Source organism: Trinickia sp., assembly GCF_036503415.1.
Classification (GTDB): Bacteria; Pseudomonadota; Gammaproteobacteria; order Burkholderiales; family Burkholderiaceae; genus Trinickia.
Genome location: NZ_DASXWY010000088.1, coordinates 96,200 through 113,841, shown reverse-complemented (window position 1 = coordinate 113,841; position 17,642 = coordinate 96,200). Strand labels below are relative to the sequence as shown.

Here is a 17,642-nt window from a genome sequence, read left to right as displayed (position 1 = left end):
GTCGGCATCGGAGCATGCTGGCGCATCGTTCCGATATTCAGCGTTCAGCACGTCGCTCGTTGAACGCGATTGCCGCGCCCGCGCTGAGCAGGCAACAGGGCACGACATACCAGGCGACCGACATCGGGTTGGCCGTCCATTTCATCAACGCGGCCACGGCGAGTTGCGCGGTGCCACCGAACATCCCCGCGCCGAGCGCATAGGTCGAGCCGTGTCCCGTTGCACGCACGTTGTGCGGCAAGGCTTCCAAAACCAATACGGTGGCGGCACATCCGCCGAGCACGATCAACGCGGTGATCGAAGCAATGCCTATCAAGAGCCGTGCCGCAGTGGCGGCGGGCGTCATGGCGACGAAGAGCAGATAGACGCCGATCGCGGTCCCGCAGGCGGTGGCGAAAAGCAGAGGTTTGCGCCGCGGCAGCTTGTCGATGACGATGCCGGCCGCCGGAGACAATGCGATCAGCAGCACGGCCGAAAGTGTCGATGCGAGAAAGCCGTTCACCATTGGCTGGTGTATGACGTGCGCCATATACGTGGGCAGGAAATAGACGACCGCGTAAAGCGGTACGGTACGAAAGCCCATCAGCAATGTCGCCATTGCAATGATCCGGCGATGATGCTGAAAGAGCTGCGCGACCGGGCGGCGTCGTGCGTCGCCCGTGGCGGTCCTGTCGGAGATGCCGCCTTCCCGTAGTTTGCGGCGCAGATAGTAGGCGATGCCGATCAGCGGTAGTCCCATGGCGAACGCGACGCGCCAGCCCCAATCGAAGAGCTGGGTGGGCGTCAGCATGCCGCTCAGCAGCGCGCCGAGCGATGCGCCGAAGAGCGGTGCAATGCCGTGGCCGGCCAGTTGGCAACCGATGACGAAGCCGCGTTTCGACGGCGGCGCCGCTTCCATCGCAAGCGCCGCGGCGGGACCGATTTCACCGCCAACGGCAAGGCCCTGCAGCACGCGCGACACGACGACGAGCAGTGGCGCGGCAATGCCGATTTGCTCGTAGGTCGGGGAGAGGGCAATCGCCGCCGTGCCGAGCGTGGCGAACCAGCAGCTCAAGAACAGCGCCGGCTGCCGTCCGCGGCGATCGGCATAGGCGCCCAGCAGCAAGCCGCCTAGCGGGCGCGCGAGAAGACCGACGCCGAACGTCGCCGCGGCGAGTAGCAGCGAAGTCATCGGTTGGGTGAACGGAAAGAATCGATCTCCCATAATTGCACCGAAAAAGGCAAATACGGTGAAGTCGAAGAGTTCGAGGCCATTGAGGAGCGAAGTCGCGAAAACGGCCTTCAGCAGGCGCGCATCGATGCGGCCGTTGCCGGGCGAGGGCGGTCGTTCCCGAGCCGCAACGCTGGCAGGGGGCGGGCTGGCTGTGTTCGGGCGGTTGTCGCGTTCATGAGGGTCCAAAGCGCGCATGTCGTGGTCCCCGAGATTCTCGATAAGTTCGACGTGCAAGTATCCAAAATAAAAATCCAACAAGAAATAAGCACGCGCCGGTTATGACGATTCGTCACGAGCAAAGCTGAAATCAATCGTTCACGCCGAGCGAATCGTTTTCTAGACTGGCTCTTCCGGTTGCGCTCGCAACGGTGCCCTTGTTCCGATCAATTTGCACACCTGAATATTTTGACTGGCGCGTAAAAACGCTCCTTGGGGAATCTATGTCTTCAGAAAACGACGACCAACACGTGGCGGCCCGCCGCCGCTGGCTCAAAGCCGCGGCGGTAGGCGGTGCGATGCTCGCGTCGGGGGCGGCTGCCATCGGCTTCGGTCCCGCCGCATTCGCGCAGAAACCCGCGAAAACATTGCGGATCGGTTATCAGAAATACGGCACCCTGGTACTGCTGAAAGCCCGCGGCACGCTCGAAAAACGCGTCGCGAGCGAGGGCGTCACAGTGAAATGGCTCGAGTTCCCCGCCGGGCCGCAATTGCTCGAGGGCCTCAACGCGGGAGCCATCGATTTCGGCACGGTGGGCGAAACGCCGCCTATCTTCGCGCAAGCGGCAGGGGTCGATTTCGTCTATGTCGCCAACGAGCCGCCGGCTCCGACGTCCGAAGCCGTCGTCGTCCCGCGCAATTCGCCGATCAAGACGGTTGCCGATCTACGCGGCAAGAAAGTCGCGCTGAACCGGGGCTCCAACGTGCACTACCTGCTCGTACGTGCGCTGCGGCATGCCGGTCTCGATTACGCCGACATTCAGCCCGCCTACCTGGCGCCGGCGGATGCGCGCGCGGCCTTCACGCAAGGCAGTGTCGATGCCTGGGTGATCTGGGACCCGTATTTTGCGGCTATCCAGCGACAGGCCGACGCGCGCGTGCTCGTGGACGGAACGGGCCTCGTCGACAACACGCAGTTCTATCTCGCCGCGCGCAAGTTCGCGGCGACCGAGCCGAAGCTCGTGCATGCGGTCCTCGAAGAGCTCGCCAAGGCGGATGCGTGGGCCAAGGCGCACCCGGCGGAAGTGGCGCGAGAGCTTGCGCCGCTCGTCGGCCTGGACGCGTCCACGGTCGAACTCGCGGCTCGCCGCGCGGCTTATGGCGCGACGCCGGTCACCGCTCAGGTGCTGGCCTCGCAGCAGACGATCGCCGATACGTTCGGCGAACTCAAATTGATTCCGAAGCGCATCGCCGTGCATGACGCACAGTGGCTTGCATGAAACCGTGAGACGAGAAGGAGAACGATGATGCGGGTGTTCTGGTTCATTCCGACGCATGGCGATACGCGTTACCTGGGGACGTCCGACGGCGCGAGGGCGGCGACCTACGATTACTTCAAACAAGTCGCGGTGGCGGCCGACACGCTCGGCTACGACGGCGTGCTGCTGCCGACCGGGCGCTCCTGCGAGGATGCATGGGTCGTCGCATCGAGCTTGATCGCGGTCACGCAGCGCCTGAAGTTTCTCGTCGCGATACGGCCGGGGTTGAGTTCGCCGGCGCTCTCGGCGCGCATGGCGGCAACGTTCGATCGCCTCTCGAACGGGCGATTGCTCATCAACGTCGTCACGGGTGGCGACCCGGCGGAACTCGAGGGCGACGGTGTCTTTGCCGATCACGACACACGTTACGAGATCACGGACGAGTTTCTGACGATCTGGCGAGAACAGCTTCGGACGGCCCACGAAGGCGGCACAGTCGACTATCAAGGCGCGCATCTCGCTTCGAAGGGCGGCAAGCTGCTCTACCCGAGCGTGCAGCGCCCGCATCCGCCGCTCTGGTTCGGCGGTTCCTCGCCGGCCGCTCACACTATCGCTGCCTCGCACGTCGACACTTACCTTACTTGGGGCGAGCCGCCGCAAGCCGTCGAAAAAAAGATCGCCGAGGTGCGCGCCAAGGCGCGGGAGCAAGGCCGCGATCTTCAATTCGGCATTCGCTTGCACGTGATCGTGCGCGAGACGGCCGACGAGGCGTGGGCTGCAGCCGACAGGCTCATCAGCCGCCTGGACGACGAAACGATCGGCCGCGCGCAAACGGCCTTTTCGAAGATGGATTCCGAGGGGCAGCGCCGCATGGCGGCACTGCATGGCGGCAAGGGGCGTACAAGGGCGGACCTCGAGATCTATCCCAATCTCTGGGCGGGCGTCGGACTTGTGCGAGGCGGAGCGGGGACGGCACTCGTCGGAGACGCGAAGCAAGTTGCGGCACGCATGAGCGAGTACGCCGAGCTCGGCATCGGGACATTCATTCTGTCCGGCTATCCCCATCTCGAGGAGGCCTATCGCTTCGCGGAGCTCGTCTTTCCGCGGTTGCCCGGGCGCGTTCGGGAACGTATCGAGGCGCCATTGTCCGGCCCATTCGGCGAGGTGGTGGGTAACAGCTATTTGCCGAACGTTTCGCAAAGCTGATGACGGGCCGATAACCGCAACTGCAAACCTGGGAGAAAGCATCGTGAAATGGCAAGGAGTCCTGATCAAACGCGTTGCGCCATGGATCGTGCCGGCGCTGATCGTTGCGCTATGGGAGGCGAGCGCACGCGCCGGGTGGCTCGCTGCGCGCGTGTTGCCCGAGCCGCTTGCAGTGGCCGATGCGGCATGGAGGCTCTGGCGCAGCGGAGAGATATCGGCCGACGTGAAAGTCAGCGCGTGGCGCGCGCTCACGGGGTTCGCGATCGGCGGCGGTGCCGGATTCGTATGCGGCCTGGCCTGCGGACTCTTCAAGCCGGTCGAGGCGGCGCTCGATTCGACCGTCCAGATGATTCGCAACATTCCCGCGCTGGCAATGATTCCGCTCGTCATACTCTGGTTCGGCATCGAAGAGCAGGCAAAGCTTTTTCTCGTCGCGCTCGGCGTATTTTTCCCGATCTACGTGAATACGTTTCATGGCATCCGTTCGGTCGACGCGAATCTCGTCGAAATGGCGAAGAGCTACGATGTCCACGGATTCGCGCTCTATCGCGACGTGATTTTGCCGGGCGCGTTGCCGACGATACTGCTCGGCGTACGGTTTGCGTTGGGTCTCATGTGGACGATGCTGATCGTCGCCGAGACCATTTCGGCGCAGTCCGGTATCGGCTACATGACGATGAATGCGCGCGAATTCATGCAAACCGATGTCGTCGTATTGGGCATCCTGCTCTACGCGGTGCTGGGCAAGCTGGCCGATGTGCTCGCCCGTTGGCTCGAGCGGCAGTTGATGCCGTGGCATCCCGCATTCGCCGCATCGGCGCGCAGTGCCGGCACGCGGCGCCGTGTGTTGCACTGGGCGAGAGCGATCCGGCGGCCATCGGGCGCGTTCAAGGGAGCGAAGGCATGACGGCGACCGCACTGGAAGCCGCCGTCCGGTTGCGCGCGGTGACGAAGCGCTACGGATCGCGCACGGTTCTCGACCATCTCGATCTGACGATCGACAAAGGCAGTTTCATAGCGGTCATCGGCCGTAGCGGATGTGGAAAGTCGACGCTGCTGCGGCTCGTGGCCGGGCTCGACACAGCCGACGACGGCGAAGTCGATATCGGTGCGCGCGCGCAGGACTCGGCGCGCGACGAGGACGGGGCGCCGCCGCGTACCCGGATCATGTACCAGGACGCACGCCTGCTGCCGTGGAAGAGCGTGCTCGGCAACGTGATGCTCGGTTTGCCTCGCGCCGCGCGCGACGATGCGCGCGCGGCGCTCCAGGAAGTCGGGCTGGGCGCGCGCGAACACGATTGGCCGGCGCAGCTTTCCGGCGGACAGCGTCAACGCGTGGCGCTCGCGCGCGCACTCGTTCACCGCCCCGACCTGCTGTTACTCGACGAACCGCTCGGCGCGCTCGATGCGCTGACGCGCATCGAAATGCATGAACTCATCGAGCGGCTTTGGCGCGAATACGGGTTCACCGCGCTGCTCGTCACGCACGATGTTCATGAGGCGGTGGCATTGGCGCAGCGCATCGTGCTCATCGAGCACGGGCGCGTGGCACTCGAGCGAGCAGTCGACCTACCGCGACCGCGGGCGCGCGGCGCCGCCGCTTTCGCCGCGATCGAAAACGATGTGTTGCAGCGTGTGCTGCATCCGGCATTCAAGAGGACATGAGCGATGACGAAGCAATTGAAATTGGTTGCCGTATCCGGCGGACTTCAGCGGCCTTCGCGCACACTGGTGCTCGTCGAAGAGATCGTGGCGGCGTTGAGTGCGGTCGTCGCGCTCGACGTTCGGCTCGTCGAGCTTGGCGAAATCGCTCCCGCGCTGGGACGGACCGTGTATCGCAACCAATTGCCACCGGAGGCGAGGGCGCATGTCGAAGCGATCGAAGGGGCCGATGCGCTCGTGGTGGCGAGTCCCGTGTTCCGCGGCTCTTTCACGGGGCTTTTCAAGCACCTGTTCGATCTGGTCGGCCAGGATGCACTCGTCGATAAGCCGGTGTTGCTTGCCGCCACCGGCGGAAGCGAGCGTCATTCGCTCGTCATCGAACATCAGCTGCGGCCGCTTTTCGCGTTCTTTCAAGCGCTGACGCTGCCCCTCGGGGTCTATGCCTCGGAGCGTGACTTCGATCACTACGAAATAGCGAGCACAGCCCTGCGGCAACGGATTGCGCTGGCCGTGGAGCGCGCCGCGCCGTGGCTCGAAGGAAGGCCCGCGTTGGCTGCGGCCGCGCGCGAAACTGTCGCGGCCTGACGAGTCCCTCTCCAATTCGGCGATCGATTTTTTGCCGCCTCCGGGAGGTAAGCTACTACTTAAATCGATCTAAACGTTCCTTTAGCGCATCGCTATGCCGGCATTGAATGGCAAAGGGCGCGCTATCCAAAAGGATCGATATCGCTATAATGCGGAGCGTTCATTCATATTATGTTTCATGCTCCGAACCCTCCGAATCCTTTGCGCATCGCTGCTTTTGTTCGGCTCTTTCACGCACGCGATTGCTGAGGAGCCCGAAACGATTCGCGCTATCGCCGCTTCGTCGCCCAAGGCACCGGGCGATGCGCTCGCGTCTGCCCCGGCCGCTGCAAGCGATTCGGCCGCCGACAGCGAAACGCACAAGCTATCGGGCATGCTCGTGCGCAAATTCGGTCTTGCGCGAGCCAAGGCGGAGCAGATCGCTCGGGCCGTCATGGCTTCGGCCTCGAAGTACTCGCTGCCTCCGGCACTGGTGCTGTCGATCATCTCGATCGAATCGAGGTTCAAGGAGACGGCCCGCGGCGCGCATGGCGCGACGGGCCTCATGCAGGTCGTTCCCGCGGCGCACCGTCGGCTCGTGCAGCATATCGATCTCACGCAGCCGGCCGCCAATATCGATGCGGGCTCGGCCATCCTGCGCGGCTATATCGAATCCGCTCAGGGAGATGTGGTCGCTGCACTCAAGAACTATGGCGGCTCGACGGCTTATGCCCGCAAAGTGAGCCTGCATGCGCATGATTTCGAATTGAACGCCGGCGCGAGTGCCACAACCGCAAGCGCCGACCGCTAAAACGGCTTTGCGCCGTGGCATTGCCGCGCTTCGCGTTTCGTGTGAATTTCTCGTATCCCTGGATGTCGTGGCAGACCGCTCTGCTAGAATCGGTCGACGTCGTGCGCCGCGCGCATAAGCGAAAAGCAGTAAAAACAATAATTCAATCGACGTACCTGGGCCAATTTCGCACAATCGGAACCACCAATGAAATTGCTCCGTCGATTGCTCGTCTGTCTGATGCCCATGGGCGCCATGGTTCATGCGGAAGCCACGCAGTGGAGCTACCTGTCGGGCGAACGCGATCTCTCCTATGCAGTGGATACCGATAGTGTCGCCACCGACGCCGACGGCTACATCGAATACATCGGAAAGACGACGTGGAAAGTCCCGGAGAAGGTGCAGGGCGCCGCTCAGCCCGTCGCCGTTTCGCTCACCCGCTATCAGATCGATTGCAGCCACAAGCGATGGCGCGCGGTCGATACGCATTATCTCGCCGCGGACGGCACCCCCGCAGGCTTCGTCCATCCCACCAGCCCCGAGTGGACTGCAATCGGTCCCGGCACCGTCGTCGACATCATGTTCCGCAAAGTCTGTTGAGGCGCAGCGCGAACCGTCGGACGGTCTAAGGGCCTAAGCGCGTCGAGAAATGTTTCGGGGTATGGCCTACTATGTGGACACCGCTTCGCGGGCGCGTCGTTCCGGCGTGGGCGGCATCCACTGACAGGAGAACAAGATGGGACTTATGCGCAAACTGAGCATGGCCGTCCTGCTTTCGGCCGCGGCGACGAGCGCCGTGTATGCCGAGGAAGTCGCATATAAGGCGACGCTGACGGGTTCGGCCGAGGTGCCGCCGACAACGAGCCCGGGCAAGGGTTCGGTCGACGCTACACTCGACACGTCGACAAAAGCGTTCAAATGGACGATCAGCTATGAAGGACTGACCGGGCCCGCGACGGCGGCGCACTTTCACGGGCCGGCGGCGGTCGGACAAAACGCAGCGCCCGTGGTCCCGGTGAAAGTGCCGGAGGCGGCATCCGGCAACGTGTCCGGAACGCAGACGCTGACCGATGCGCAGATCGCCGACCTTGAAAACGGCAAGTGGTACTTCAACGTGCATACGGCGAAGAACAAAGGTGGCGAGATCCGCGGTCAACTGCAGCCGTCGCACTGAGCGGTGAATCCTTGAGCTGGCAAAGCCGGGTCGCCTGCTGGCTTCTCGAGCGGCAGTTTCGTCCGGAGACCGAAAACCCGCATGCGAGCGTGGAGCGCGCGCGGGCCAGGACGGCCGCGCGGATATGGTCGCCGCGCGTGCCGGCCGGGTGGCGCTTCATCGACAGCAGCGGGCGCAACCACGCGCCGCTTGCTGGCGAATGGCTCGAGCCGATCGCCGATATGGCCCGCGCGGCACCGGTGCGCACACTGCTTTACCTGCACGGCGGAGGTTATTACTTCTGCTCGCCCAAGTCGCATCGGTCGCTCGTCTTTCCGCTCGCGGTGCACACGGGCGCCCGCACGTTTTCTCTCGACTATCGGCTGGCGCCGGAGCACCCGTTTCCGGCAGCGCTCGACGACGCGCTGGCAGCCTATCGGCAATTGGTCCGGGACGGCATACCGCCGGAATCCATCGTCGTGGCCGGCGATTCGGCCGGCGGCGGCCTCGCGCTGGCGCTGCTCGTGGCGCTGCGCGATGCCGGCGATGCGTTGCCCGCGGCGGGCTTGCTGTTTTCCCCGTGGACCGACCTCGCCGCGACGGGCGCGACGCTCGTCAGCAACGATGGTCTGGATCCGATGTTCCGGGGCGCTGCCATTGCGCGCGCGGCCCGGTTCTATCTCGGCACCACGAGCACCACGCATCCTTACGCCTCGCCGCTCTACGCCGATCTGAAGGGCCTGCCGCCCTTGCTGATCCAGGCCGGCAGCACGGAAGTGCTGCTCGATGATGCGCGGCGGGTGGCCGAGCGGGCGCGCGCGGTGCAGGTCGAAGTGGATTTCGAAATCTGGCCGAAGATGCCGCATGTCTGGCAATTGTTCGTGCCGTTCATCCCGGAGGGGCGCGCGGCGCTCGAGCGGGCCGCCGCGTTCGCGTGCCGCCACGCGAAGGCGTGCCGTGTTCAGCTGCGTGCCGAGCGCTCGATCGCCTCATAGGCGAGGCGCACCGCATCGGAGCCGTATTGCCGTTCGAGGCGGCGCACCGTGAAATGACCGTGGGCGGTCTGCTGAAAGTGATCGATGAAGGCCGTATTGGCGAGTGCGCCGAGCACTGCGCCGATGGCCGGAATCGATTTGGCCGCCACCTGTTCACTGACCTGCACCGAAAAGCGCGCCGCAATGGCGTTGGTGAGCCTCATTAGCGCGGACGCGCCGTGCGCCGCAACCCCTTTCGACGCGAGCTCGGACGACGCTTTCGAGATCGCCTGTGCGAGCGCGCCGCGTGCGATGAAATAGCCGAAATCGGCATCCTCGTCGGTGCTGGCATGCCGCGCCGCACCGCCGCCCAGCCCGAAAACCGATAAGCATTGAAGCCGTGTTTCGGCCGAGTTCAGGTCTTCGCCTTCGCTGCGCGCGATGTCGCAGATCGAGCGAAACATGAGGGCCGTCGTCACCGGCAGTTCCGCTGGCAGCGCCATCAGCCCGAATGCGCCTCCTGCCGCACCGGTCGTCGCTACGGCCACCTTGTGCCAGATGTCCCGCGCGGGCCGGAGTGGACCGGGCGCACCCCGCCCCGATTTGGGGACGCTCGCGAGCGCCACATGAAGGCATTTTTCGAGCGCAACGCGCGTCGCGGCGGCGACCGTATCGTGCGCTGCCGCCGGCAGACGCTCGATCAGCCGCTCGATCGGGGCACCGACGGCAGCGGCAAGCTTCATGGCAAGCGGCTGGCGCTCCAACGCTTCCTTCGCGCGCGCCAAAGCGGCGCGGTCGTCTTCAGTCAGCGCTGTGGTAGCGATTGGAATCGTTTTCATCGTCAGAAAAACTCTTTCGAATACGAGATGGCCTGCGCAAGCGGTGGTCCGCGCGCTCGCAGCGCCGTCGCCTGTCTCATGCTAGCATTACGATATCTTTGACGGATCAACGATTGTATCGACAAAAAATGGCTGTCCATACCGCCGCTCAACATTCACGTGCGCAGGTACTGCCGTTTCGTGAGTCGCTGCTCGCGATGCTCGGCATCTCTTTCGTGACAATGCTCGTCGCGTTCGATCAGACCGTGGTCGGCACGGCTTTGCCTACCATCGTGGCCGAACTCAAAGGCTTCGAGCTCTACGCGTGGGTGGCCACGTCGTATCTGCTCACCTCGGTCATTACCGTCCCGATCTTCGGCCGGCTCGGCGACTATTACGGGCGCAAGCCTTTCGTCCTCGTATCGATCGCGCTTTTCACCGGCGCGTCGGCGCTATGCGGCGCGGCCAACAGCATGCTGTTCCTCGTGCTCGCGCGGGGGCTGCAGGGCATTGGCGGCGGCATGCTCGTCGGCACCGCGTTCGCCTGTATCGCCGATCTTTTCCCCGATTCGGTCGTGCGCCTGCGCTGGCAGGTCATGATGAGTTCGGCCTTCGGCATTGCGAATGCCATCGGTCCTTCGCTCGGTGGTTTTCTCACGCAGTACTGGGGATGGCGGTGGGCATTCTTCGTGAATCTGCCCGTCGGGTTGCTCTCGCTCGTCTTCGTGTGGCGTTATCTGCCGCATCTCCGGCATATCGCGCATACCGTGCGCGTACGGCTCGACTGGGTCGGGGCGCTTTTGATCGCCGTGGCGCTCAGCGCGCTGCAGCTTTTCGTCGAATGGGTCGCGCACGACGGATTCACGCCCAGCGTCGTTGCGCTGGCCGTGGTCGGCCTCGGCTGCGCGTTTGGCCTGCTGAAGTGGGAACGCTCGAACGCCCAACCGATCCTTCCGCTCGACATGTTTCGCAATCGCTCGCTGGCCGCACTGTTCTCGCTTTCGGTGCTCGGCGGTTTTTCGATGTTTTCGCTGCTGTTCTATGCGCCGCTATTGCTGCAAGGCGGCTTCGGCCTTTCGCCGCGCGATGCCGGCCTCGTCGTCACGCCGTTGGTCGTGTTCATCACGATCGGCAGCATCGTGAATGGGCGGATCGTCACGCGCGTTCGCAATCCGAATACGATGCTCTACGTCGGCTTCACGCTCGTTGCGCTGGCGTGTTCGGGCACTGTGCTCGCCACGCGCACCATGCCGCACGCAGTCCTGATGGCATTCATGATGGCCGGCGGGCTCGGCCTGGGCTTCGTGCTGCCGAATCTGACGGTGTTCGCGCAACAGACCGCGGGCCGCGAGCATCTCGGAATCGCGACGGCGCTTTTGCAGTCGTTGCGCATGATCGGGGGTATGATCGGGACCGCGTTTACGGGGACGCTCGTCACGCGGATGTACGAGCATGGCGTGCGCGACGCGCTTGCGACGGACCGTGCCACGGCATGGATCGCCCGATTTCGCGATCCGCAGATCCTCGTGAATATCGATGCTCAGCGCGCGCTCGCGCGAGAGCTGGCCGTTCGAGGCTTCGACGGCGCCGCGTTGATCGAAGCTTCGCGCGAGGCACTCGTCGCGGCCATCCATGCCGGCATCGCCGTCGCAATGGTGGTCGCCGTATTTTCGATCTGGCAGTGCCGGCGCGTGCCGCGCATCAAGATCACGAGGGCCGCCGAGCCGGTGCCCGCCGCAGAATGAATTTGGAAGTCAGCCACCACGCTCCATGGAAGAACACGATTACGTCGCCACCGTCCAGCAATTCGGGCGGACCTACCGCGCATTCATGTCCGCGTTCGAAGCGCAAGTCGGGCATCCGATGACGCGCTGGCGCATCTTGCGCGCGCTGGCTTCGGACGAGGGGGAGTGGTCGCAAAAGCGGCTCGTCGAGCAACTCCGTATCGATCCGGGCGCGCTCACGCGGCAATTGAAGGCGCTCGAACTGCTCGGCTGGGTGGCGCGCAGCACCGATACGCGCGACAACCGTATCACCAACGTCGTGCTGACGCGCGCGGGCGCCGCCGCCGTCGAAGAGAGCCTGCCGCGGCGCAACGCGTTCTTGCGCGAGACGATGGGGGCCCTACCCGCCGATGCGCGGGCCGCATTGTCATCAGCGTTGTGCCAGCTCGAAACGCGCATCGCGCAAACCGTCGAACCGGCTCAGAAGCAGGTCTCCACGACCTCCGTCACACGATAGTCGGCATCGACGACGAGGATTTGCCGCCATTTGTCGAACGTCAGGCACGGATGCGAGATGTCGAATGCAAGCATGTCGCCCACTTTGAGGTCGGTACCCGGCGCAATGCGCAGGTAGGCATGCTGATCCATCATGTTCGTGACTTCGAAGCCTTCCTCGGGCGCGATATCGCGCGGCGCCTGTGTTCCCGGACGGTAGTGGCGCGCGGCAACGGGGGCGCCCGCATCGAACGCCGTATCGCGTTTGCCGAAGCCGACGATCGCGCGATCCGGTTCGGGAATCGATTGCACGTAGGCCCACAGTTGCAGCGCGGGCAGCAACGCTTCCCCCATTTTGCGGGCGATCGGGTTGCGCGCGAGCACACCCGCCTGGGCTTTCGCGTAGACGCCGGCATCGTGCGTCAGATAGCAGCCGGGGCGCAACACCACTTCGACGCGCCCGCTGGCCGATTCGTGGGCGAATTCTTCGGCCACGACGTCGTACCATGCGGAGCCCGCGCCCGAGAGAATGGCCGGCGTGCGGGCGAACCGTCCTTGCGCCGCGAGCAGGCGGGTGGTATCGAGCGCTCGGCGCAAGAACGCGCGCACGGCCTGCTCGTCGGCAAGAATGCCCTCGTAGAGTTCGACGCCCGCGAGCTTGACCGTGTCGGCGTTGCGCTCGAGCGCGGACAATACGGCGTCGCGCTGTGCGTCGTCACGCACGCCCGTACGTCCACGGGGTATGCCCAGCTCCAGCAGCACCGGGAGCGGCTTGCGCACGGAACGGAAGAACGCGCCCAACTGATCGACACCGTCAGCTGAATCGACGAGGCAGAAAAACTCGAAATCCGGATCGGTCAACAGCTCGGCGATCATGGCCATATTGCGTCGTCCGACCAGCTGGTTCGCCATCAGCACGCGCTGCACACCGGCCGCATAGGCCGCGCGCGTCTGGTGCGCGGTGGCGAGCGTAATGCCCCAGGCGCCCGCCGCGAGCTGGCGGCGAAAGAGCTGCGGCGCCATCGTCGTTTTGCCGTGCGGCGCGAGCTTCACGCCGTACTCGGCCATGAAGGCCTGCATCCATCTGAGGTTGTGCTCCATGCGGTCGGCGCGCAACACCGCCGCGGGCAGGCTCACGTCCTCGGCCAACAGATTCCACTCGAGGTTGACGGCCTGGTTCAGCGGCACGCTGGCGCTCGGCACGGAGCCCAGCCCCTTGCCGTAAGGGTCGATCGTGGCGGTTTGGTAGGCGATTTTCATGGCGATCCTGGTGGAGCGTTCGAACGCGGCGCTGGCATGGCTCGAGGCACGCCGCTCAGACGACGATGGTACGAGGCCGGCCGGCGATCCGCCAGCGGAAAAGGGCGCATTGCGTGCATCGGGCGTAATGGTCGAGTACGATCGTGCGCATGGCGCGCCCGTGTCCCTGCCGGCGCCGCATCCGCCGTAGGAGCTCGTTCATGCATTCCCATCCAGAAGCCGCAGATACGCTGATCCTCGGCGCGATGCTTTACGACGGCACCGGCAACCCGCCCGTCGAGCGCGACGTGGCCGTGCGCGACGGCCGCGTTGCCGCGATCGGCAACCTGTCGAACTGGGTTGCCGAGGAGTTCGTCGAGGCCGAAGGGCGCGCACTGGCGCCCGGTTTCATCGACGTGCACACGCACGACGACATCCACGCGATCCGCTCGCCGCAGATGCTGCCCAAGCTGACGCAGGGCGTGACGACGGTGATCGTCGGCAATTGCGGCATCAGCGCTTCGCCCGTCACGCTCGCGGGCGATCCGCCGGACCCGATGAATCTGCTCGGCGGCGCCGACGCCTTTTGCTATCCGAGTTTCGCGGCCTACCGCGCCGCCGTCGATGCGGCGCGGCCGGCGGTCAATGTCGCGGCGCTGGTCGGTCATACCGCGCTGCGCAACAATCACATGGACCGGCTCGATCGCGCCGCAACGCAAGAAGAGCTCGCGGCGATGCGCGCGCAGCTCGAAGAAGCGCTTGCGCATGGCGCACTCGGCCTGAGTTCGGGGCTTGCGTATGGATCGGCCAATGCGGCCCCGACCGAAGAGGTGATGGCGCTCGCCGGACCGCTCGCGGCGGCCGGCGGGATCTATACGACGCATATGCGCAGCGAGTTCGACGCGATCCTCGAGGCATTCGACGAAGCCTGCCGCATCGGCCGGCATGCGCGCGTGCCGGTGGTCATCTCGCACCTGAAATGCGCGGGCCCGCGCAACTGGGGCCGCAGCAAAGAAGTCCTCGCTTCGTTCGACTCCGCACGGCGCTTGCAGCCGATCGGTTGCGACTGCTATCCCTACGATCGCAGCTCCACGACGCTCGACCTCGCGCAGGTGACGGGCGATATCGAGATCACGGTGACGTGGTCGACGCCGCATCCGGAGCAGGCGGGCAAGCGCGTGTCGGCAATCGCGCGCGAATGGGGCGTCAGCGAACGGGAAGCGGCTGCGCGCCTGCAACCGGCGGGCGCCGTGTATCACAACATGTCGGAGGACGACGTACGCCGGATTCTGTCGCATCCCGCGACGATGATCGGCTCGGACGGGTTGCCGAACGATCCGCTGCCGCATCCGCGTCTATGGGGCGCATTTCCGCGCGTGCTCGGCCATTACGCGCGCGACGAGCAGCTGCTGCCGCTCGAGGAGGCCGTTCGCAAGATGACCGGTCTTCCGGCTCGGCGCTTCGGCTTGGAGGGGCGCGGCGAGGTGCGGCGCGGCGCGCACGCCGATCTCGTGTTGTTCGATCCCGCGCGCGTGCTCGATGCGGCGACGTTCGAGCGCCCGCAGCAGGCTGCCGTCGGTATCGATGCCGTCTGGGTCAACGGCGTTGCGAGCTATCGTGGCGGCGAGCCGACCGGGGAGCGGGCCGGCTGCTTCGTCGCACGTGGCCCGCGGGCGACCGGCGACGACGCGCCGCAGGCCTTCTAAACGCCGCGCGCGTCACTGGCGCGCAGTGCGCGCATTGTCCGGCATCGGCTGGTTGTAGTTGGTGCGAAACGGATTGATGTCGAGCCCGCCGCGGCGCGTGTAGCGCGCATAGACGGCGAGCTTGACGGGCCGGCATTCGCGCACGATATCGACGAAGATGCGCTCGACGCACTGCTCGTGAAACCCCGTGTGATTGCGATACGAGATGATGTAGCGCAAGAGCCCGGCGTGATCGATCTGAGGTCCGACGTAATGAATCTGGAGGCTGCCCCAGTCCGGCTGGCCCGTGACCGGGCAATTCGATTTCAGCAGATTCGAGACGAGCGTCTCTTCGACCGGCGCTTCGCCATGCGCCGCCGTCAGCAGCGCGGGCTCGGGATGATAGACGTCGGCTTCGAGATCGAGCCTGTCCAGCGAGAGCCCGTCGAGTTCGTCCATCGCGAGCTTGTGGAACTCCGCCGGTGTGGCGAGACGCACGGACACGCTCGCGCCGCAGGCCGCCGAAACGTCGCGCTTGAGCATGTCGCGCAGCGCATCGGCGGACTCGATGCGGGTTTGCGCGAACGATCCCAGATAGAGCTTGAACGACTTCGATTCGACGATGTTCGGCGATTCGGCCGGCACGAGGAACGTCGCGATGGCGATCTGCGGCTTGCCGCGCGCGTTGAGCCACGAAAGCTCGTAGGCGTTCCAGATGTCCGTGCCGAAAAACGGCAACTGCGCGCCGATGCCGATCGCCTCGCGCGCGAGCGCGCGAGCGATCGGAAACAACAGCGACGAATCGTATTGTTCGGTATAGGCGGCCGGTTTGCCCAGCGGCGATTGGTCGGGAGTCATGACGATGCTCGATACGCGGTGCCCGGCACGCGAAAGCGCGCTCAGGCCAGAAACAGGCGATAAACGGGGTTGCTACTCTCGTCCCAATACGGATACCCGAGCGTCGACAAAAAGCGCACGAACGCCTCGTTGTCCGCAACGGGTACCTGGATACCGACCAGGATCGAGCTGTAGTCCGCGCCCTGGTTCCGGTAGTGGAAAAGGCTGATGTTCCAGTCCGGCGCCATCGACGACAAAAAGCGCATCAATGCGCCCGGGCGCTCCGGGAACTCGAAGCGAAAGAGGCGCTCGTCGTGTGCCAGAGGCGAGCGCCCACCCACCATATAGCGGATGTGCTGCTTCGAGAGCTCGTCGCTGGTCAGGTCGACGGTGGCGAAGCCGTGCGCCTCGAACGCGCGTGCAATGGCGGCCGATTCGTCGCGGCTCTTGATTTGCACGCCGACGAAGATATGAGCTGCGCTCGCGTCGGCGATGCGGTAGTTGAATTCGGTGACGCTGCGCTCGCCGACGAGTTCGCAAAAGCGCTTGAAGCTGCCGCGTTCTTCGGGAATCGTGACGGCGAAGACGGCTTCGCGCGCCTCGCCGACTTCGGCACGCTCGGCGACGAAACGCATGCGGTCGAAGTTCATGTTCGCGCCCGACGTGACGGCGACGAGCGTTTCGTTTTCGATGCCGGTGCGCTCGGCGTATTGCTTGGCGCCCGCAACGGCGAGGGCGCCAGCCGGCTCGAGCAGGCTGCGGGTATCCTGGAAGACGTCTTTGATGGCGGCGCAAAGCGCGTCGGTGTTCACGATGAGAACGTCGTCGAGATACTCGCGGCACATCCGGAACGTCTCCGTTCCGACGAGCTTGACGGCGGTGCCGTCCGAAAAGAGTCCGACTTCGGCGAGCGTGACGCGCTCGGACGCCTTGATCGACTGCGCCATGGCGCACGAATCCTCGGTCTGCACGCCGATCACCTTGATTTCGGGGCGTACGGCTTTGACATAGGCCGCCACGCCGGCCGCGAGGCCGCCGCCGCCGATCGGCACGAAGATCGCATGAATGGGTGCCTGGTGCTGGCTCAGGATTTCCATCGCGATCGTGCCCTGGCCTGCGATCACATACGGGTCGTCGAACGGATGGACGAACGTCAGTCCGCGCGCTTCCTGAAGCTCGAGCGCATGCGCGTAGGCATCGCTATACGATTCGCCGGTTTGCACCACCTCGACGGTCGGGCCCCCGTGGGCGCGCACCGCGTCGACCTTCACCTGCGGCGTCGTCACCGGCACGACGATGACGGCCTTCACGCCGAGGCGCGCGGCCGAGTAGGCCACGCCTTGCGCATGGTTGCCGGCCGAGGCCGTAATGACGCCGCGCGCGATCGCGTCGGTCGGAATATGGACCATCTTGTTGTAGGCGCCGCGCAGCTTGAACGAAAAGACCGGCTGGTTGTCCTCGCGCTTCAGATAGACGCGGTTCGCCAAGCGTGCCGAAAGATTGCGCGCGGGTTCGAGTTCCGTTTCGCGCGCAACGTCGTAGACGCGGGCCGTGAGGATTTTTTTGAGGTAATCGTGGGACGAGGAGGTCATGGGACGGTGCGCGCAAAGCGCTTGCAGTGCCGGCAGAGGCGGAAATAGTCAATGATAGCGCCAACGGCGGTGTTTTCGGCTCTCGGCGCCCCGTCATCTGCCGGCCGTCCGGTCGGTCGAGCAATGCGTGGCGCGGCGCCCGGCGGCGCCGGCCGACACGAGCAGCGGCCCGTTTCATGCGGTAGAATCCTAGTTTGAGACCAGGACCGGAAAATGCGCTGGCAGCCTCGGACCGCCCACTTGATCCCCGCTCCGCGAGAAGCGCGTCCCGCGGC

The 17,642-nt window shown here is 64.9% G+C and carries 18 protein-coding genes; 13 read left to right on the top strand and 5 right to left on the bottom strand.

What is annotated here, in order from left to right:
* Positions 1–37 precede the first annotated feature (37 nt).
* Positions 38–1,408, bottom strand: coding sequence for an MFS transporter (locus tag VGL01_RS12410; protein ID WP_331569659.1), 1,371 nt, complete (start codon positions 1,406–1,408; stop codon positions 38–40).
* A 245-nt stretch (positions 1,409–1,653) separates the two neighbouring features.
* On the opposite strand from VGL01_RS12410, the gene VGL01_RS12405 reads away from it, so the two are divergent.
* From VGL01_RS12405 to VGL01_RS12365, 9 genes are all read left to right on the top strand, one after another.
* Positions 1,654–2,649 (top strand): sulfonate ABC transporter substrate-binding protein, encoded by a 996-nt coding sequence (locus VGL01_RS12405; RefSeq protein WP_331569657.1) that lies wholly within the window; start codon positions 1,654–1,656, stop codon positions 2,647–2,649.
* Positions 2,650–2,676: 27 nt separating this feature from the next.
* Positions 2,677–3,834 carry an FMNH2-dependent alkanesulfonate monooxygenase gene (gene ssuD / locus VGL01_RS12400; RefSeq protein ID WP_331569675.1) on the top strand — a complete coding sequence of 386 codons (1,158 nt, stop codon included), beginning with the start codon at positions 2,677–2,679 and terminating at the stop codon, positions 3,832–3,834.
* Positions 3,835–3,877: 43 nt separating this feature from the next.
* Complete coding sequence (gene ssuC / locus VGL01_RS12395; protein ID WP_331569655.1) at positions 3,878–4,741, top strand: aliphatic sulfonate ABC transporter permease SsuC; 864 nt, start codon at positions 3,878–3,880, stop codon at positions 4,739–4,741.
* Positions 4,639–5,499 carry an ATP-binding cassette domain-containing protein gene (locus VGL01_RS12390; protein WP_414720240.1) on the top strand — a complete coding sequence of 287 codons (861 nt, stop codon included), beginning with the start codon at positions 4,639–4,641 and terminating at the stop codon, positions 5,497–5,499. The genes ssuC and VGL01_RS12390 overlap by 103 nt, the downstream gene beginning before the upstream one ends.
* A gap of 3 nt (positions 5,500–5,502) precedes the next feature.
* Positions 5,503–6,081, top strand: a complete 579-nt coding sequence (gene msuE, locus VGL01_RS12385) for an FMN reductase (protein WP_331569651.1) — start codon at positions 5,503–5,505, stop codon at positions 6,079–6,081.
* Positions 6,082–6,259: 178 nt separating this feature from the next.
* Entirely contained in the window at positions 6,260–6,871 is a 612-nt protein-coding gene (locus tag VGL01_RS12380; protein WP_331569649.1) for a lytic transglycosylase domain-containing protein, read from the top strand.
* Positions 6,872–7,057: 186 nt separating this feature from the next.
* Positions 7,058–7,450: a surface-adhesin E family protein gene (locus VGL01_RS12375; protein WP_331569647.1), complete on the top strand. Its 393-nt coding sequence runs from the start codon at positions 7,058–7,060 to the stop codon at positions 7,448–7,450.
* A gap of 136 nt (positions 7,451–7,586) precedes the next feature.
* The gene (locus tag VGL01_RS12370) at positions 7,587–8,024 is read left to right on the top strand and encodes a CHRD domain-containing protein (RefSeq protein WP_331569645.1); all 438 of its coding nucleotides are present in this window, start codon (positions 7,587–7,589) and stop codon (positions 8,022–8,024) included.
* A gap of 11 nt (positions 8,025–8,035) precedes the next feature.
* Complete coding sequence (locus VGL01_RS12365) at positions 8,036–8,998, top strand: alpha/beta hydrolase fold domain-containing protein (protein ID WP_331569643.1); 963 nt, start codon at positions 8,036–8,038, stop codon at positions 8,996–8,998.
* On the opposite strand, the gene VGL01_RS12360 is transcribed toward VGL01_RS12365, so the two are convergent.
* A complete protein-coding gene (locus VGL01_RS12360; protein ID WP_331569641.1) occupies positions 8,965–9,816 on the bottom strand; it encodes an EcsC family protein in 852 nt (283 codons plus the stop codon). The two genes, VGL01_RS12365 and VGL01_RS12360, sit on opposite strands and share 34 nt — an antisense overlap.
* Positions 9,817–9,944: 128 nt before the next feature.
* On the opposite strand from VGL01_RS12360, the gene VGL01_RS12355 reads away from it, so the two are divergent.
* On the top strand, positions 9,945–11,540 hold the full coding sequence (locus VGL01_RS12355; RefSeq protein ID WP_331569639.1) for an MFS transporter: 1,596 nt from the start codon (positions 9,945–9,947) through the stop codon (positions 11,538–11,540).
* A 25-nt stretch (positions 11,541–11,565) separates the two neighbouring features.
* Entirely contained in the window at positions 11,566–12,036 is a 471-nt protein-coding gene (locus VGL01_RS12350) for a MarR family winged helix-turn-helix transcriptional regulator (RefSeq protein ID WP_331569637.1), read from the top strand.
* On the opposite strand, the gene VGL01_RS12345 is transcribed toward VGL01_RS12350, so the two are convergent.
* Positions 12,000–13,274 (bottom strand): amino acid deaminase, encoded by a 1,275-nt coding sequence (locus tag VGL01_RS12345; protein ID WP_331569635.1) that lies wholly within the window; start codon positions 13,272–13,274, stop codon positions 12,000–12,002. The two genes, VGL01_RS12350 and VGL01_RS12345, sit on opposite strands and share 37 nt — an antisense overlap.
* Here VGL01_RS12345 and VGL01_RS12340 point away from each other — a divergent pair.
* Both VGL01_RS12340 and VGL01_RS12335 read left to right on the top strand, forming a co-directional pair.
* Entirely contained in the window at positions 13,273–13,464 is a 192-nt protein-coding gene (locus VGL01_RS12340) for a hypothetical protein (RefSeq protein WP_331569633.1), read from the top strand. The genes VGL01_RS12345 and VGL01_RS12340 overlap by 2 nt on opposite strands.
* A 10-nt stretch (positions 13,465–13,474) precedes the next feature.
* On the top strand, positions 13,475–14,959 hold the full coding sequence (locus VGL01_RS12335; protein ID WP_331569631.1) for a D-aminoacylase: 1,485 nt from the start codon (positions 13,475–13,477) through the stop codon (positions 14,957–14,959).
* A 12-nt stretch (positions 14,960–14,971) separates the two neighbouring features.
* Here VGL01_RS12335 and queF read toward each other — a convergent pair whose 3' ends face one another.
* Both queF and ilvA read right to left on the bottom strand, forming a co-directional pair.
* Positions 14,972–15,796 carry an NADPH-dependent 7-cyano-7-deazaguanine reductase QueF gene (gene queF, locus VGL01_RS12330; RefSeq protein WP_331569629.1) on the bottom strand — a complete coding sequence of 275 codons (825 nt, stop codon included), beginning with the start codon at positions 15,794–15,796 and terminating at the stop codon, positions 14,972–14,974.
* A 41-nt stretch (positions 15,797–15,837) separates the two neighbouring features.
* Complete coding sequence (ilvA, locus tag VGL01_RS12325; RefSeq protein ID WP_331569627.1) at positions 15,838–17,367, bottom strand: threonine ammonia-lyase, biosynthetic; 1,530 nt, start codon at positions 17,365–17,367, stop codon at positions 15,838–15,840.
* Positions 17,368–17,642 lie beyond the last annotated feature (275 nt).

Bases quoted from the DNA above. Each gene is read 5' to 3' on its own strand.
- VGL01_RS12410 (WP_331569659.1), bottom strand. From the start codon at position 1,408: ATGCGCGCTTTGGACCCTCATGAACGCGACAACCGCCCGAACACAGCC.
- VGL01_RS12405 (WP_331569657.1), top strand. From the start codon at position 1,654: ATGTCTTCAGAAAACGACGACCAACACGTGGCGGCCCGCCGCCGCTGG.
- ssuD (WP_331569675.1), top strand. From the start codon at position 2,677: ATGCGGGTGTTCTGGTTCATTCCGACGCATGGCGATACGCGTTACCTG.
- msuE (WP_331569651.1), top strand. From the start codon at position 5,503: ATGACGAAGCAATTGAAATTGGTTGCCGTATCCGGCGGACTTCAGCGG.
- VGL01_RS12380 (WP_331569649.1), top strand. From the start codon at position 6,260: ATGCTCCGAACCCTCCGAATCCTTTGCGCATCGCTGCTTTTGTTCGGC.
- VGL01_RS12375 (WP_331569647.1), top strand. From the start codon at position 7,058: ATGAAATTGCTCCGTCGATTGCTCGTCTGTCTGATGCCCATGGGCGCC.
- VGL01_RS12370 (WP_331569645.1), top strand. From the start codon at position 7,587: ATGGGACTTATGCGCAAACTGAGCATGGCCGTCCTGCTTTCGGCCGCG.
- VGL01_RS12360 (WP_331569641.1), bottom strand. From the start codon at position 9,816: ATGAAAACGATTCCAATCGCTACCACAGCGCTGACTGAAGACGACCGC.
- VGL01_RS12355 (WP_331569639.1), top strand. From the start codon at position 9,945: ATGGCTGTCCATACCGCCGCTCAACATTCACGTGCGCAGGTACTGCCG.
- VGL01_RS12350 (WP_331569637.1), top strand. From the start codon at position 11,566: ATGGAAGAACACGATTACGTCGCCACCGTCCAGCAATTCGGGCGGACC.
- VGL01_RS12340 (WP_331569633.1), top strand. From the start codon at position 13,273: ATGGCGATCCTGGTGGAGCGTTCGAACGCGGCGCTGGCATGGCTCGAG.
- VGL01_RS12345 (WP_331569635.1), bottom strand. From the start codon at position 13,274: ATGAAAATCGCCTACCAAACCGCCACGATCGACCCTTACGGCAAGGGG.
- VGL01_RS12335 (WP_331569631.1), top strand. From the start codon at position 13,475: ATGCATTCCCATCCAGAAGCCGCAGATACGCTGATCCTCGGCGCGATG.
- queF (WP_331569629.1), bottom strand. From the start codon at position 15,796: ATGACTCCCGACCAATCGCCGCTGGGCAAACCGGCCGCCTATACCGAA.
- ilvA (WP_331569627.1), bottom strand. From the start codon at position 17,367: ATGACCTCCTCGTCCCACGATTACCTCAAAAAAATCCTCACGGCCCGC.